This is a genomic window from Xanthomonas sp. Leaf148, from assembly GCF_001423585.1.
Taxonomy (GTDB): domain Bacteria; phylum Pseudomonadota; class Gammaproteobacteria; order Xanthomonadales; family Xanthomonadaceae; genus Xanthomonas.
This window is the reverse complement of the sequence record NZ_LMOP01000001.1, coordinates 329,642-344,859: the sequence shown is the minus strand read 5'-3', so window position 1 is coordinate 344,859 and position 15,218 is coordinate 329,642. Positions and strand designations below refer to the sequence as shown.

The window sequence follows — 15,218 nt, the reverse complement described above, 5'->3', positions numbered from 1 at the left end:
TGTGGATAACCGCGCGCAGCCCTTGCAAGGCAAGGGCTAGTGTCTGGGTGGTCAAAAAATGACCAGGTGCGGCTCAGGGCGTGGAAAGTCGCAGATCGCCGCCTTCGGTGACGAAGCGCTGGCCCTGCCGTTGCAGGTGACGGCCATCCGGGAGTTCATAACGCGGCGCAGGATGCGTGCCCGGGCCAGTTGACTGCTCGTCGCGGAATTCGATGACGACGTATGGCTCGCCATCTGCGCCGATCGCGGGAAATTGCCGAAAAGACATATGCACCTCCGAAGGATTCCAAGGTTGCCTTGCGGGTCATCATGCCCGCACCGCCAGCGGTTGGCTGACATGCCGAGCATGCGCACGCATATGTTACTCAGGCGTCATCGTGCGATGAGGGGGCAGGGCCAAGGTCGAGTTCGCCATGCGGCGTCGACCCTCCGATTTTAGTGATCGCTCGCAATGCAGCGCAGTCGTTCGCAAGGTCACGGCCGCTCGATGCCCGAAAGCGACGCAGCATCACATTCGGCAGCGCAGCAGCAAGATGAAAGTCGTGCATGTTTCTGCCGATGTCGGTCTGAATACCCGTAACAAGTAGTCAGCAACGGCCCCGGCCCAGCTTGTGGCATCGCCAAGGATGTGGGTTGAAACCTCCTGGGCCTGCACGCGACGCAACTCGCTGCGGCGCAGGATCCGACATGTGCAGGCGTGGACTAGCGCAGACGCAACGCGTCAACCACTCAACGACTTAACTGCAACGCATCCCGGTCAGCGGTGGCCGCCGCCAACTCTGCGCGCGCCGACGCAATCCGCGCCTGCGCATCGATCAAACGCACGCGTGCATCGTTGGCGGTTTCTTCGCGCTGGTTGACCAGGAAGAAATCGCCCGAGCCCAGCTCGAAGCGTCGCCGTTCGGCGACGGCCAGGCGGTCGGCGAGGCCGCGTTCTTCGTCGGCCATCTTGGCCAGCCGCTCGGCAGCGTTGAGCGAGATCACGATGGACTCCACCTCCACCGAGATCTGGTCGCGCAGGAAGCGGCTGCGCTGATCCAGCGCTTCGATCTCCGCGCGCGCCTCGGCAACGCGGCCTTTGGCGGAACGGTTCTCCAGCGGCACGCTGAAACGAAAGCCGATGATTGCATCGGTCGGCGAGCGGTTCGGCCCGCCCACACCGGGGTCGCCCAGGTCTTTGCTGACTTCGAAACTCACATCCAGCCGCGGCTTCAGATCGTTCTGCGCCAGCATCAGCCGCGCAGTGGCCTGGTCGATGCGGGTCAGCACGGCGCGGTAGTCGGGCCGCTCCACCGGCGCAGTGATCTTGTTGGCACCGGCCAGTCCTTCCAGCGCCGAGGTGTCGGCCGGCAGGCGCTCGGTGGAGACGATCAGCGGCATGCCGGCGTCGTCGCGCAGATACAGCGACAAGGCATTGGCCGCGTTGGCGAAGTCCTGCTCGGAACGCACCACCAGCGCGCGTCGGCGCACCAGGTTCTGGTCGTTTTCGGTCAACAGAATGGTGGGGCGCGCACCAAGCGTCACCTGCCGCGAAATCGCGTTGCGGCGCTGCTCTGCCAACGCCAGCAGGTCGTTGTATGCACGCAGCTTCAAACCGGCCGCCACCCAGTTTTGATAGGCGTCCACGGCGCGCCGCTGCACGCCGATCGCTACCATTTCCGCTTCGTACTGCGCCACGTTGATGTCGGCGCTGGCAACGTTGCGGCGGGTACGGCGCTCGTCCACCACGCGGTCGCGCAACAGCGCGTACAGCGCGCCGACCTTCACTTCGCCGCCGCGGTCGGTATACGACTTGTCTTCGTACACCGGGAACGACCCTCGCGAGGACCGGTAGCCGCCGTAGTAATAGCCGCCGTTGTTCTCGAACGGCCGCTTGACGCCGCTTTCGATGCTGCTGCCGTCGTAGTAGCCGGCCTCGCGCGAGCGGCCTTCGATATCGAACACGGTGTCGAACGCGCCGTCGGCCGAGATTCCCTTGCCTTCGGCCTGACGGACCTTAGCCAGCGCTTCGACGATCTGCGGCGCAGAGCGGGCCGAGGACTGCAGCACTTCGTCCAGGCTCAGTGGCGCGGCTTGGGCGAAGGCCGCACCGGGGCACAGTGCGATCAGCAGGACAATCAGACCGCGCATCATTTCTTGCCCGTCGCGTCGTCTTCGGACTTGTCGCCGGCGGGCTTGGCCTTGCCATCGCCCTGCGTGGTCGCGGCGGGGCGCCGGCCGAATTCCAGCGGGAAGTTGTTGAGCTGGCGCCACAGTTCGTAGCCCACCCGCACCGTCTCGCCCAGCACCCAGCCGCGCACCTTGCCGCCCTGGCGGGCGAATTCCTGTGCCGGCCACGCCGGTTTGCCCGGCGCAGGTTCGACCAGGATGCGGAACAGCCCATCCGGCGCGGCGTTGGGGTCGATCGCGCGCACGCGGCCATCGAACATGCCGTGCGCCACCGACGGCCAGCCGCTGAACTGGATCGCCGGCCAGCCTTCGAACTCCAGCCGCACCGGGCGGCCGGGACGAATCAACGGCACGTCGCGGCCATCGATGTACAGCTCCACGGCACGCTCCACGCGTTCCGGCGCGATCACTGCCAGCACCGTGCCCGGCGAGACCATGGCGCTGCCGCTGGCGGCGTTGAGTTGCTGTACACGGCCATCGCGCGGCGCGCGCACCAGCTGCGCGGACTGACGGTTCAACTGGATGTCGATGCGGGTCAACTTGGCGCGCGATTCGGCCAACTTGGCGTCGGCTTCGGCCACCTTGATCTGGGTCAGCTCGTAATCGCGGCGGCCGGCCAGCCCTTCGGCAAGCAATTGCCGGCTGCGTTCGACGTCGATGCTGGCGACCGCGCGCGATTGCTGGATGGCGGTAATTTCCGCCGCGACCTGCGCGCGCTCACTGGCCAGTCGGGTCAGCAGATCCGGGTCCAGGTCGCCGACACGCGCGATCGGGTCGCCCTTGGACACGTGCTGGCCGTCGTGCACATACCAGCGCTCGACGCGGCCGGGCACGAAGGCGGTGACCTGCTGCTGGCGATCGCCTGGGTCCAGCGAGACCACTTGGCCCTTGCCGCTGGCAGTCTGCACCCACGGCGCGAACGCCAGGATGGCGCCTGCGATGGCGACGCTGAGCAACAGCATCCACGCCAGTACCTTGGCGATGCTCGGTGGCCGCATCGAGGCCAGGGTGGGGAAGTGCGCGATCCGATCAGGGGCGTGCTGCATTGGTTGCCTCCTGGGTGGATGCGATGAGTTCGGCGCGCGTGGCGTAGCGTTGCTGGCGCTCGGGTTCCAGACGGAACCAACCATCCAGGGCGATGTCTTCCGGTCTGCCGGTGCACAGCAGCACCGTGGTGTCGGCCTCCTTCAAGCGCCCCAGCACGCGGGTCAGGCGTTCTGCGGGCAGCAGATCGTAGAGCTGCGACAACATCAGCACGCGAGGGCGCACCAGCAAGGCGTTAGCCAGCTTCAAGGCCATCACGTCGCCGATCCACAGCGGGTAGCCGGATGCGGCAAGTCGCGTGTCCAGGCCCTGCGGCAGTGCGGCGATGCGTGCGCGCAGCCCCACCGTGTCGATGGCTTTCAGCATCGCTTCGGAGCTCACGTCGGCCGAGGCCATGGACAGATACTCGCGGATGGTGACTTCGACAATCGTCGGTCGGTCGAGCACGGTGACTTCCGAGCGCAACAGGTACATGTCGAAGGTGGCCAGGTCTGCGCCACCCACCATTACCAGACCACGATCCGGCACCACGTGGCGCTTGAGCACCATCGCCAGCAGCCGCTCGGCGCCGCCATCGGCCAGCGTCACCAGCTGCTCGCCGGCTTCCAGGGCGAAATCGAAACGCGCACCTTCGATCATCACCCCATCCAGCCGCACCGCGCTGTTGCCGGGGATCTTGCCGGCCGCCACCACGGCGCGTTCCTGCGGAATGGCGTACAGCAGCGACAATTCTTCCGCGCTGGCAACCAGATCGTAGAAGGTGTCCAGATAGGCGCCGAGCTGTGCGATGCCATAGAACACCGCGCTCAGGATCAGCTCGGCGGCCACCAGTTGGCCAATCGACAACTCGCCGCGCAGGATCAGGCTGCCGCCCAGGGCCAACAACGCCGCGCTGGCGACCGCGTACACCAGCAGGAAGGCCACGGTCTGGGTGAAGCTGTAGCGGAAATGGCGCCGGTGCCGGTCGACGTAGGCGGCAGTCACGGCCTCGGAGCGATCCATCGCAAAGTTGAGATGGCGGCTGGATTTGTAGAAGCCGTTGGAGCCGCCGACGCTTTCCAGCCAGTGCGCGGCATTGTGCTTGGCGTGGCTGAGTTCGACCGCGGTGCGGATCGAGCCGCGCGACCAGATCATCCAGATCGCAAAGATGATCAACAGCAGCAAGGCGTTGAAGGCCAGGAAAAACGGGTGGTAGAAGCTGGTGAGGATCAAGCCGACCGCCGATTGCAGCACGATGGTGAAGGCGCCGATCGCCAGGCTGGGTACCGCTTTTTGCACCACCACCAGATCGAAGTAGCGATTGAATACATCGCCACGGTTCTGGTCGGCGAAGAAGGGGTTCTGCGCATGCACCGCGCGCACCGTGATCTCGGCCACCACCCGCGCGAACAGGCGGCGCTCGAACAGCGCCATCACCCACACCCGCATTGCGCTCAGGCATGCCACCAGCAGCAGGAGCCCCAGCAGCAGGCCCGACAACGTCCACAGCGGCGCAGGCAGCGCGGTATTGGCGACGCTGTTGATCAGCAGCTGCACCGAGATGGGCGTGGCCAGCGACAGCAGGCTGATCGCCACGCCGTACACCAGGGCCAAACGCACATACGGCATGTCCGGCCCGACGATTTCCGCCAGCCAGCCCACCGCTTCCCGCCATCCGATCCGCTTTGCCGCCATTGAACTTCCATTGATGAGTTCAGTGAAGCATTGACGAGTTGCCGCTATAGGACAAGGCCGGAGCGCTTATCCGTTGTATAGGATTTTCCTATGCGGCTGCCGCGCGCAGCAGATCTGCGATCAAACCGAACGCTGGCGCGCGTCCTGCACCTTGCCGCCACAGCAGCCCGATCTCGCGGTAATAGCGGCCGCCCTTGATCGGGCGCACCACTACATCGTCGCCTTCGCGGATTTCCTGACGCACGTAAAGCTCCGGCAGCAGGGCCAGACCCATACCCATGCCGGCCATCTGTCGGATCGCATCCAGACTCGTTCCTTCGTAATCGCGCAACACATGTGCGCCGACATCCATCGCGATGGCGGCCACCTGTTCGGCCAATCGGTATTCCGGCATCAAGGTCAGCAGGTTGGCACCGCGTAGATCGGCAGGGGTGATGTAGCGTTTGCTGCGCAGCGGGTGATCGGCGGCCATGGTCACGTGCAGGGGTTCGCGGAACAGCCGCTCGCTGTGCAGGCTGCTCCCGGCCACCGGCAATTGCGCCAGGATCAGATCGTGCACGCCGTTGGCCAGGTCGCGAGCGAGCACGGTCGGCAGGCCCTCGCGCACGTGCACGCGCAGCGCCGGGTGCTCGCGGTGCAGCCGTGCAACCAGGCTGGGCATCAGGTAGGCGCCCAGCGTGGGCGAGACACCGAGCCGGATGGTGCCGATCAGCGTGTCGGTCGAGGTCGTGCGTACTTCTTCCAGATCGGTCACATCGAGCAGGATGCTGCGCGCGCGGTCGAGCAGGTCGCGCCCGAGCGGGGTCAGGATGGCCGGGACGCCGCGCTCGAACAACGGCGCACCGATGATGGTTTCCAGTGCGCGGATCTGTTGCGACAGCGAGGGCTGCGACACGCCCATCTGTTCGGCAGCACGGGTGAAGCTGCCGGTATCTGCCAGTGCGATGAAGTAACTGAGTTGGCGAAGAGTGGTCTTGGGGCGGGGCATGGTCGCATCGGTACGTCGGGTCGCTCGAAGTCGCACTGCCGGCGAGGCCGGTGAGCGAGCGTGTGGCCCGCAGTGGGCATCAACCGGGCGTCATTGATCGATGAATTGCAGCCGCGCCAGCTCGGCGTACAGGCCGCCTTCGGCGATCAACTGCGCATGCGTGCCCTGCGCCACGATACGGCCGGCATCCATGACCACGATGCGGTCGGCCTTGAGCACGGTTGCCAGGCGGTGCGCGATGACCAAAGTGGTGCGGCCCTGCATCAGTCGGTCCAGTGCCTGCTGCACGGCGCGCTCGCTCTGTGCATCCAGTGCGCTGGTGGCTTCGTCCAGCAGCAGGATGGGCGCGTCCTTGAGCAAGGCACGTGCGATTGCCACACGTTGCTGCTGGCCGCCGGACAGACGCGTACCACGCTCGCCCAGTTCGCTGGCATAGCCTTGGGGCAGGGCGCGGATAAAGACATCGGCCTCTGCTGCGGCCGCTGCCGCTTCCACCTCGGCATCGCTGGCCTCCAGGCGGCCGTAGCGAATGTTGTCGGCGGCACTGGCGGCGAACAGGGTCGGTTGTTGCGGGACCAGTGCGATGTTCTCGCGCAAGCGCACCGGGTCGGTCTGGCGCAGGTCCACCTCGTCGATGCGCACGCTGCCGCTGGCGGGGTCGTGGAAGCGCAGCAGCATCGCCAGCACCGTGCTCTTGCCGGCGCCGGACGGGCCGACCAGGGCAACGGTTTCGCCGGGGCTGACATGCAAGTCGAATCCATCCAGCGCCGGTGCGTCGGGGCGCTGCGGATAATGAAACATCACCTGGTCGAAATGAATCGCCCCGCGCAGCGGCTGCGGCAAGCGCATGGGCGTGGCCGGCGCCACGATCGCCGACTGTTCGTCGAGCAGTTCGCCAACCCGGCCCATGCCGCCGGCGGCGCGCTGCAACTCGTTCCACACCTCGGCCAGCGCGCCGACCGAACCGCCGCCGATCAACGCATACAGCACAAACTGGCCCAGCGTGCCGGGCGTCATGCGGCCGGACACCACGTCGTGCGCGCCCAACCACAGCACACCGACAATGGCACCGAAGATCAGCATGATCGCAATGGCGGTGACGCCGGCCTGGGTGCGGATGCGCAGCCGCGCAGTATCGATCGCCGCAAACAACGCCTGGCTGAAACGCTGACTCTCGTAGCGCTCGCGCGCATGCGCCTGCACGGTGCGGACCGCGCCGAGCGTTTCGGCCGCCAGCGTATTGGCGTCGGCCACGCGATCCTGGCTGGCGCGCGAAATCTTTTGCAGCCGGCGCGCGCCGAGCACGATCGGCAGCACCGCCAACGGAATGCCGATCAGCGTGAATCCGGCCAGGCGCGGGCTGGTGACGAACAACATCACCATGCTGCCGATCACCGTCACCGAGCTGCGCAACGCCACCGACATGGTGTTGGCGATCAGCCCGCGCAACAGCTCGCTGTCGGCCGACAGCCGCGACACCAGCTCGCCGCTGCGGCTGCGATCATGAAAACCGGCGTCCAGGCTGATCAGGTGCGCATACAGACGGCCGCGCAGATCTGCGACGACTTTTTCGCCCAGCAACGCCACGAAGTAAAAACGCGCTGCGGTCGCCAGGGCCAGCACCACTGCCACCACAAACAATAATGCGAAGGCCTGGTTGATCTGCGTGCCGCCGGAGAAGCCGTGGTCGATCATGCGCTTGACCGCGGCCGGCAGGCTCAAGGTGGCCGCGGAGGACACCGCGAGTGCGATCAGCCAGGCGGCGAACAGGCCGCGCTGGCGTTGCACGAACGGCCACAAGGTGCGCAGGCTGCCAAGCTTCCGCAATGGGTTGGGCCTGGCGGCGGCTGGCTGAGTCATGCGGCTTCCGGTGTTGAGAGGTGGACACGATTGCGAGTGGCGTCGCACAGGCGGGTTTTCAAGCCAGCAAGCTGATCTGCAGGCAGCTGCACGCGTAACGCTGCGCCTTGGGCGTCGAAGTGTTCATCCAGTTTGTCGACATGGAACGCGACAAGCGCCGCGTGCACCAGCCCCAGATCGTCGAACTGGCATTGCAGGTCGAGCAGGGTCAGCGCAACCAGCGGCCGCCGCGTGGCCAGGCGCAGGCATTCGGCCGCGGTACCGCCATAAGCGCGCACCAGCCCACCGGCACCGAGCTTGATCCCGCCATACCAGCGCGTCACCACCACCACCACGCGATCGAAGCCTTGGCCATCGATGGCTGCCAGAATCGGCCGCCCCGCCGTGCCGCTGGGCTCGCCATCGTCGCTGGAACGGTACTCCTGCCCGAACCGGTAGGCCCAGCAGTTGTGCGTGGCATCCGGTACCGACACGCGCTGCACGATCTCCAGCGCCTGCGCGGAAGAATCGAGTGCAGCAGCATGGGCCAGAAAGCGACTGTGCTTGATGTCCAGGCTGTGGTGCGCGTCAGCGGCGAGGGTATCGAGCATCGTCGCCATTCTATGCGAGGCGGCGATGTCGGTTGCTGCAGTCAGCGTGACTGCCGTTGCAAGCTGGCAGACCGGGGCGATTGGGACGAGGTGGTGCCTTAGCGATGCACCGTTGCTGTGCGTCGGACGTTGGCGACCGACGTCGCGCCTGGCAGATGTTCGGGCGCACGCGTTTGCCCGGTATTAGCGTGAGCATGCGTTCGCTGAGTCGATGCGCGTTACTGCCGCGCGCGCTTGCAGAAAGCGACGCGCGTTGCGGCCGCGTGGACCAGGGGTGTCTTCGATTACACCAGCGTGGAGCGGCGCTTCTCGTCGATCCACTTGGATGCCTGCGCCGGGGTGTAGTGCTGCATCCACTCCAGCATCTGCTCCATGTCGTCGCCGTACCACAGGTCGGCGCGCTGATCCGGATGCAGGAAACGTTCTTCCACCATGCGATCGATCATGCCGATCAGTGGCGCATAGAACCCTGCGATATCCAGGAAGGCGCACGGCTTGTTGCCGATGCCGAGCTGGCGCCAGGTGAGCATCTCGAAAATCTCTTCCATGGTGCCGAAGCCGCCGGGCAGGGCGACGAAGGCATCGGACAGCTCGAACATGCGCATCTTGCGCTCATGCATCGAGCCGACCACTTCCAGCGTGGTCAGCCCGCGATGCGCCACTTCCCAATCGGCCAGCTGCTGCGGAATCACGCCGGTGACTTCACCGCCGGCGGCCAGCACCGCGTTGGCCACCGTGCCCATCAAGCCGACGTTGCCGCCGCCATAGACCAGACGCAGGCCCTGTTTGGCGATGCGATCGCCCAGCGCCATGGCGCGCTCGACATAGACAGGCTTGTTGCCGGCATTGGAGCCGCAGTAGACGCAGATTGATTTCATCGGGGATCAGGGAGTCGGGAATCGAGAGTTGGGAATAGGGAGTGGGTCAAAGCAAATGTAGAAGCCAGAACGCATGACGCCGGACCTAGGTCCGGCGTCAGCATGAGGAGTGAGGTGATGGGACCGCTTTTACGATTCCCGATTCCCGACTCCCGATTCCCGGTTCCCGGCTTAATTGGCCTTATGGATCGCGCGCTTGCTCACTGCCATCGCGGCGTCGTGGATCGCTTCGGACAGGGTCGGATGCGCGTGGCAGATACGCGCCAGGTCATCGGCCGAGCCGTTGAATTCCATCGTCAGCACGCCTTCGTGCACCAGCTCGGAGACGCCCACGCCCACAAGATGCATGCCCAGCACGCGGTCGGTTTCGGCATCGGCGATCACCTTGACGAAGCCGGCCGGCTCGCCCATGGCCACCGCACGGCCGATCGCCGCGAACGGGAAGCTGCCAGCCTTGTAGGCCGCGCCCTCGGCTTTGAGCTGCTGCTCGGTCTTACCGACCCAGGCAATCTCCGGCTCGGTGTAGATCACCCACGGAATGGTGTCGAAGTTGACGTGACCCGGCAGGCCGGCGATCAGTTCAGCCACCGCGATGCCTTCCTCGAAGCCCTTGTGCGCCAGCATCGGCCCGCGCACGCAGTCGCCGATGGCCCACACGCCGTCGACGCCGGTGTGGCAATGACCATCGACCTCGATCTGGCCGCGGTCGGTCATCTTGACGCCGGTGCCGTCCGCCAGCAGGTTCTTGGTCGCGGCCTTGCGGCCCACGGCCACCAGCAGCTTGTCCACGGTGAGGGTCTGCTCGCCTGCGGCGTCGGTGTAGCTGAGCACCACCTGCTTGGCATCGCCGCTGCCGGTGATCTCGGTCTTGCCGACCTTGGCACCCAGCTTGATGTCCAGGCCCTGCTTCTTGAATTCCTTCAGCGCGGTCTTGGCCACTTCGGCATCGGCCAGGGCCAGGAAGTCCGGCAGCGCTTCAAGGATGGTGACCTCGGCGCCCAGGCGCTTCCACACGCTGCCCAGTTCCAGGCCGATCACGCCGGCACCGATCACTGCCATGCGCTTGGGCACAGCGGTGAAATCCAGGCCGCCGACGTTGTCGACGATGGTGTCGCCGTCAAGCTTGGCAAACGGCAGTTCGATCGATTCCGAACCGGCCGCGAGGATCACGTTGGTGCCCTTGAGTTCGATCTCGCCGCCTTCGTGCTGGGCGACCTTGACGATATTGCCCGGCAGCAACTGGCCGAAGCCGTAGTACGGGGTGATCTTGTTGGCCTTGAACAGCATCGCGATGCCGCCGGTGAACTGCTTCACGATCTTGTCTTTGCGACCGATCATGGTGGGCACGTCCATCTTGGCATCGTTGAAGCTGATGCCGTGGTCGCCGAACAGGTGACCCATGTTCCAGAACTGGCGCGAGGAATCCAGCAGCGCCTTGGACGGAATGCAGCCCACGCGCAGGCACGTACCGCCCAGGGCGGGCTTGCCGTCCTTGCCGAGTGCCGCGTCGATGCAGGCGACCTTCATGCCCAGTTGGGCCGCGCGAATCGCCGCGTGATAGCCGGCCGGGCCGGCACCGATGACGACGACGTCGTAGTTTTCAGCCATTTTAGCAATTCCTTGATTCGTTCTCCTTCTCCCGGAGGCGGGAGAAGGTGGCGCGAAGCGCCGGATGAGGGAGGGCGACAGCGGCCGACGATGGCGCGGCCCTCACCCCAACCCTCTCCCGCAGACGGGAGAGGGAGCGATGGCTCACAGGCCGAACAGCATCCGGCCCGGGTTTTCCAGCTGATTCTTGATGTCGACCAGGAACTGCACCGAATCCTTGCCGTCGATGATGCGGTGGTCGTAAGACAGCGCCAGGTACATCATCGGCGCGATCACGACTTGGCCGTTCTCGGCGATCGGACGTTCCTTGATCGCGTGCATGCCCAGGATGGCGCTCTGCGGCGGGTTGATGATCGGGGTGGACAGCAGCGAGCCGAAGGTGCCGCCGTTGGTGATGGTGAACGTACCGCCTTGCAGATCGTCCAGGCCCAGCTTGCCGGCGCGCGCTTTGGCGGCGTAGTCGGCGATGCCCTGTTCGACTTCAGCGAACGACTGGCGCTCGACGTTACGCAGCACCGGCGTGACCAAGCCCTTCTCGGTGGAGACGGCGATCGAGATGTCGCTGTAGCCGTGATAGATGATGTCGTCGCCGTCGATCGAAGCGTTGACCAGCGGAAAGCGCTGCAAGGCGTTGGCGGCGGCCTTGACGAAGAAGCTCATGAAACCGAGCTTGATGCCGTGCGCCTTCTGGAACTCGTCCTGCAGTTCCTTGCGCGCGGCCGACACCTTGGCCAGGTTCACTTCGTTGAAGGTGGTCAGCATCGCGGTGGAGTTCTTGGACTCCATCAGACGCTTGGCGATGGTCTTGCGCACGCGGGTCATCGCCACGCGCTCTTCCGGACGGGCGCCAGAGGCCTTGCCCACGCCGCCGGCTTTGGCGAAGTTGACGATGTCTTCCTTGGTCACTGCGCCGCGGCGGCCGGTACCGTCGACCTGCGACGGATCCACGCCCTGGGTGATCGCGGAAAAACGCGCACCCGGGGGAAGCGAATCGGCAGCGGACTTCGACGCGCTCGGCGCAGCGGCAGCAGCCGGTGCCGGGGCGGCAGCGGGAGCTGCAGCAGCGGCGGCCGGTGCGTCGGCCTTCTTCTCTTCGGCCGGAGCCGCGGCGGCAACGGCGCCTTCTTCGATGATCGCCAGAAGCTGGTTGCTGGTGACCGTGCTGCCGGCTTCGAACTTGATTTCCTTCAACACGCCGTCGACAGGCGAAGGAACTTCCAACACGACCTTGTCGGTTTCCAGGTCGACCAGATTCTCGTCGCGCTTGACCGCTTCACCGGCCTTCTTGTGCCAGCTGGCGATGGTGGCGTCGGAAACGGATTCGGGCAGTACCGGAACTTTGACTTCGGTGGCCATTCGGGGAGCGTCCTAGGGTTTTCGTTCTTTGGGGAAGAGGAGTTATTCAGCGACTTGGTCGTTGAACGGATTGAGGAGCGCATCGGCGACCAGCGTTTGCTGTTCGACGATGTGGTCGGCCATGTGGCCGGCGGCAGGCGAGGGCGAACGGACACGGCCGGCGTAATGCAGGCTTTGACCGCCGGCCAGGCAGAAATTGAGGTGATGGCGGATCTGGTACCACGCACCCTGGTTCTGCGGCTCTTCCTGGCACCACACCACGTCGGTGGCGTTGGCATAGGCCTTGAGTTCGGCGGCCAGCTGCGCACGCGGGAACGGATACAGCTGCTCCACGCGCAGGATTGCGACATCGTCCTGACCGCGCTTGGTCTGGTCTTCGAGCAGGTCGTAATAGACCTTGCCTGAGCACAGCACCACGCGCTTGACCTTGCCGGCATCGGCCTTGGCATCGGGAATCAGATGCTGGAACTCGCCATCGGCCAGTTCTTCCAGGCTCGACACCGCCAGCTTGTGACGCAGCAGCGACTTGGGCGTCATCACCACCAGCGGCTTGCGGGTGGTCATGCGCATTTGGCGACGGATCATGTGGAAGCACTGCGCCGGTGTGGTCGGCACGCAGACCAGCATGTTCTCCAGCGCGCACAGCTGCAGGAAACGCTCCAGACGCGCGGAGCTGTGCTCCGGGCCCTGACCTTCGTAACCGTGCGGCAGGAACAGCGACAGGCCCGCGATACGGCCCCACTTGGCTTCGCCTGCGGCGATGAACTGGTCGATCACCACCTGCGCGCCGTTGGCAAAGTCGCCGAACTGTGCTTCCCACACGCACAGCGCGTTCGGGTCGGTGGTGGAGTAGCCGTATTCGAAGCCCATCACCGCTTCTTCGCTGAGCAGCGAATCGATGATGGTGGCGTCTTCCGGGTTCTCGACCAGCTGACGCAGCGGCAGGTAGTAGTTGTCGTTCTTCTGGTCATGCAGGATCGCGTGACGGTGGAAGAACGTACCGCGACCGGCATCCTGGCCGACCAGACGCAGCTTGTGGCCTTCGGCCAGCAGCGTGGCGTAGGCCAGGTTTTCGGCAAAGCCCCAGTCGCCCAGCTGATTGCCGGCGGCCATCTTGACGCGGTCGTCGTAGATCTTGGCGACGCGGGCATGCAGCTCCACGCCTTCGGGAATGGTGGTGATCAACTTGGCCAGACGATCCAACTGGTCGCGCTTGACGCGCGTATCCACCGGATCGGCAGCAGTGCCGACCAGATACTTGGACCAATCGATGGCAAATTCGTCCGGCTTGCGCGTAGCCAGCTCGGTGGTGTATTCGCCCGAATCCAGCTTGTTGCGGTAACCGTCCACCAGCGCCTTGGCCTCGTCGGCGCTCAGCACACCATCGCTTTCCAGCTTGGTCGCATACAGCTCGCGGGTGGTCTTGTGCTTGCGGATGGTCTGGTACATCACCGGCTGGGTCGCTGCCGGTTCGTCGGCTTCGTTATGGCCCCAACGGCGGTAGCAGACCAGGTCGATGACCACGTCTTTCTTGAACTGCTGACGGAATTCGTAGGCCAGCTTGGACACGAACATCACCGCGTCCGGGTCGTCGCCATTCACATGGAACACCGGCGCGCCGATCATCTTGGCCACGTCCGTGCAATACAGCGTGGAACGGGCATCGTCACGCGTACTGGTGGTGAAGCCGATCTGGTTGTTGATGACGATGTGCACCGTGCCGCCGACCGCGAAACCGCGCGCCTGCGACATCTGGAACAGCTCCATCACCACGCCCTGGCCGGCGAATGCGGCATCGCCGTGGATCAGGATCGGCAGCACGGTCTTGCGTTCGGCATCGCCAAAGCGTTCCTGACGCGAACGCACGCTGCCGACCACGACCGGGTCGACGATTTCCAGGTGCGAGGGGTTGAACGCCAGCGCCAGATGCACTTGGTTGCTGTCGCCCACCGCGATATCTGCCGAGAAGCCCATGTGGTACTTGACGTCGCCGGTGTGCGCGCGGTCGTCGTGGGCATGCTCGAACTTGCCTTCGAACTCGTCGAACAGCTTGCGCGGGTTCTTGCCCAACGTATTGACCAACACGTTGAGGCGGCCGCGGTGAGCCATGCCGATCACGATGTCCTTGACCTGGTCCTTGCCGGACTGGTGGATGATCGCGTCCATCATCGGAATCAGCGCATCGCCGCCTTCCAGCGAGAAGCGCTTCTGGCCGACGTACTTGGTGTGCAGGTAGCGCTCCAGGCCTTCGGCGGCGGTGAGCCGCTCCAGCGTGCGCTTACGGCTGGCCGCATCGCCTGCGATCTTGCCGCCGGCATCTTCCAGGCGCTTGTAGATCCACTGGCGCTGGTCGAATTCCTGGATGTGCATGAACTCTGCGCCGATGCTGCTGGCGTAGGTCGCCTTCAGGCGGGCCAGCAGATCTTTCAGCTTCATCCGAGGCTGGCCACCGACACCGCCGGTGCTGAACTCGCTGTCCATGTCAGCCTGCGACAGGCTGTGGAAGGGCAGGTCCAGATCGGGCGGGTTGACCGGCGGGGTAAGCCCCAGCGGGTCGAGCTGCGCACCGAGGTGGCCGCGTGCACGGTAGGCGGTGATCAGACGGCCGACATTGCGCTCGCGCTCGTCGCTGGCGCCCGCGCCGGTACCGGCATTGGCGGCCTGTTTGGACGCGCTGAGAATGTGGGCAATGGCCGCCGAGTGCGGCACATCACCGGCATCGCGACCTTGGAAGCCGTCGAAATAACTCTTCCACTTCGGATCGACACTGTCCGGGGCGACGAGGTACTGCTCGTACAGATCCTCGATATAGGCGGCGTTGCCGCCGGCGAGCTGCGATGACTGCGCGAACTGCTTTAGGAGATTATCCACGATGGTAAGTCGGGTCTGCTGTGGGGATGATTGTGCGGAAGCGGCAGGGCGAGTTGCCCTATCGGTCGGTCTCAAATCTCGAAAAATTATACCCCCTTGCGCTTGTGAGGGGGCGTCTGCGAGCTGACCGGCGGGGTAGACCAATTGGTCGGGCGCCTACGTGCGAGGGGCGCTGCGGTG

At 65.1% G+C, this 15,218-nt stretch carries 11 protein-coding genes; all 11 read right to left on the bottom strand.

The genetic code is table 11. From position 1 onward, the window contains the following. Nucleotides 1-73: 73 nt before the first annotated feature. The 11 genes from ASF90_RS01420 to ASF90_RS01370 all read right to left on the bottom strand — a co-directional run bounded on the left by ASF90_RS01420 (nt 74) and on the right by ASF90_RS01370 (nt 15,113). The gene (locus ASF90_RS01420; protein ID WP_055844888.1) at nt 74-268 is read right to left on the bottom strand and encodes a hypothetical protein; all 195 of its coding nucleotides are present in this window, start codon (nt 266-268) and stop codon (nt 74-76) included. A 461-nt stretch (nt 269-729) separates the two neighbouring features. Next, complete coding sequence (locus ASF90_RS01415) at nt 730-2,133, bottom strand: TolC family protein (RefSeq protein WP_055844885.1); 1,404 nt, start codon at nt 2,131-2,133, stop codon at nt 730-732. Further along, nucleotides 2,130-3,215: an HlyD family efflux transporter periplasmic adaptor subunit gene (locus ASF90_RS01410; RefSeq protein WP_055844882.1), complete on the bottom strand. Its 1,086-nt coding sequence runs from the start codon at nt 3,213-3,215 to the stop codon at nt 2,130-2,132. Before ASF90_RS01410 ends, ASF90_RS01415 begins: the two co-directional genes overlap by 4 nt. Next, nucleotides 3,199-4,887: an ABC transporter ATP-binding protein gene (locus tag ASF90_RS01405; protein WP_055844881.1), complete on the bottom strand. Its 1,689-nt coding sequence runs from the start codon at nt 4,885-4,887 to the stop codon at nt 3,199-3,201. The genes ASF90_RS01410 and ASF90_RS01405 overlap by 17 nt, the downstream gene beginning before the upstream one ends. A gap of 88 nt (nt 4,888-4,975) precedes the next feature. Beyond that, nucleotides 4,976-5,875, bottom strand: coding sequence for a hydrogen peroxide-inducible genes activator (locus tag ASF90_RS01400; RefSeq protein ID WP_055844878.1), 900 nt, complete (start codon nt 5,873-5,875; stop codon nt 4,976-4,978). 90 nt (nt 5,876-5,965) lie between these two features. Further along, nucleotides 5,966-7,735, bottom strand: a complete 1,770-nt coding sequence (locus tag ASF90_RS01395) for an ABC transporter transmembrane domain-containing protein (RefSeq protein ID WP_055844875.1) — start codon at nt 7,733-7,735, stop codon at nt 5,966-5,968. Next, a complete protein-coding gene (locus tag ASF90_RS01390; protein ID WP_055844872.1) occupies nt 7,732-8,334 on the bottom strand; it encodes a YigZ family protein in 603 nt (200 codons plus the stop codon). The genes ASF90_RS01395 and ASF90_RS01390 overlap by 4 nt, the downstream gene beginning before the upstream one ends. Nucleotides 8,335-8,609: 275 nt before the next feature. Then, a complete protein-coding gene (locus tag ASF90_RS01385; RefSeq protein WP_055844869.1) occupies nt 8,610-9,203 on the bottom strand; it encodes a TIGR00730 family Rossman fold protein in 594 nt (197 codons plus the stop codon). A 171-nt stretch (nt 9,204-9,374) separates the two neighbouring features. Then, complete coding sequence (gene lpdA, locus ASF90_RS01380) at nt 9,375-10,811, bottom strand: dihydrolipoyl dehydrogenase (RefSeq protein ID WP_055844866.1); 1,437 nt, start codon at nt 10,809-10,811, stop codon at nt 9,375-9,377. Nucleotides 10,812-10,955: 144 nt separating this feature from the next. After that, a complete protein-coding gene (gene sucB / locus ASF90_RS01375) occupies nt 10,956-12,167 on the bottom strand; it encodes a dihydrolipoyllysine-residue succinyltransferase (RefSeq protein ID WP_055844863.1) in 1,212 nt (403 codons plus the stop codon). Between the two features lie 42 nt (nt 12,168-12,209). Continuing rightward, entirely contained in the window at nt 12,210-15,113 is a 2,904-nt protein-coding gene (locus ASF90_RS01370; protein ID WP_193552568.1) for a 2-oxoglutarate dehydrogenase E1 component, read from the bottom strand. Nucleotides 15,114-15,218: the final 105 nt, after the last annotated feature.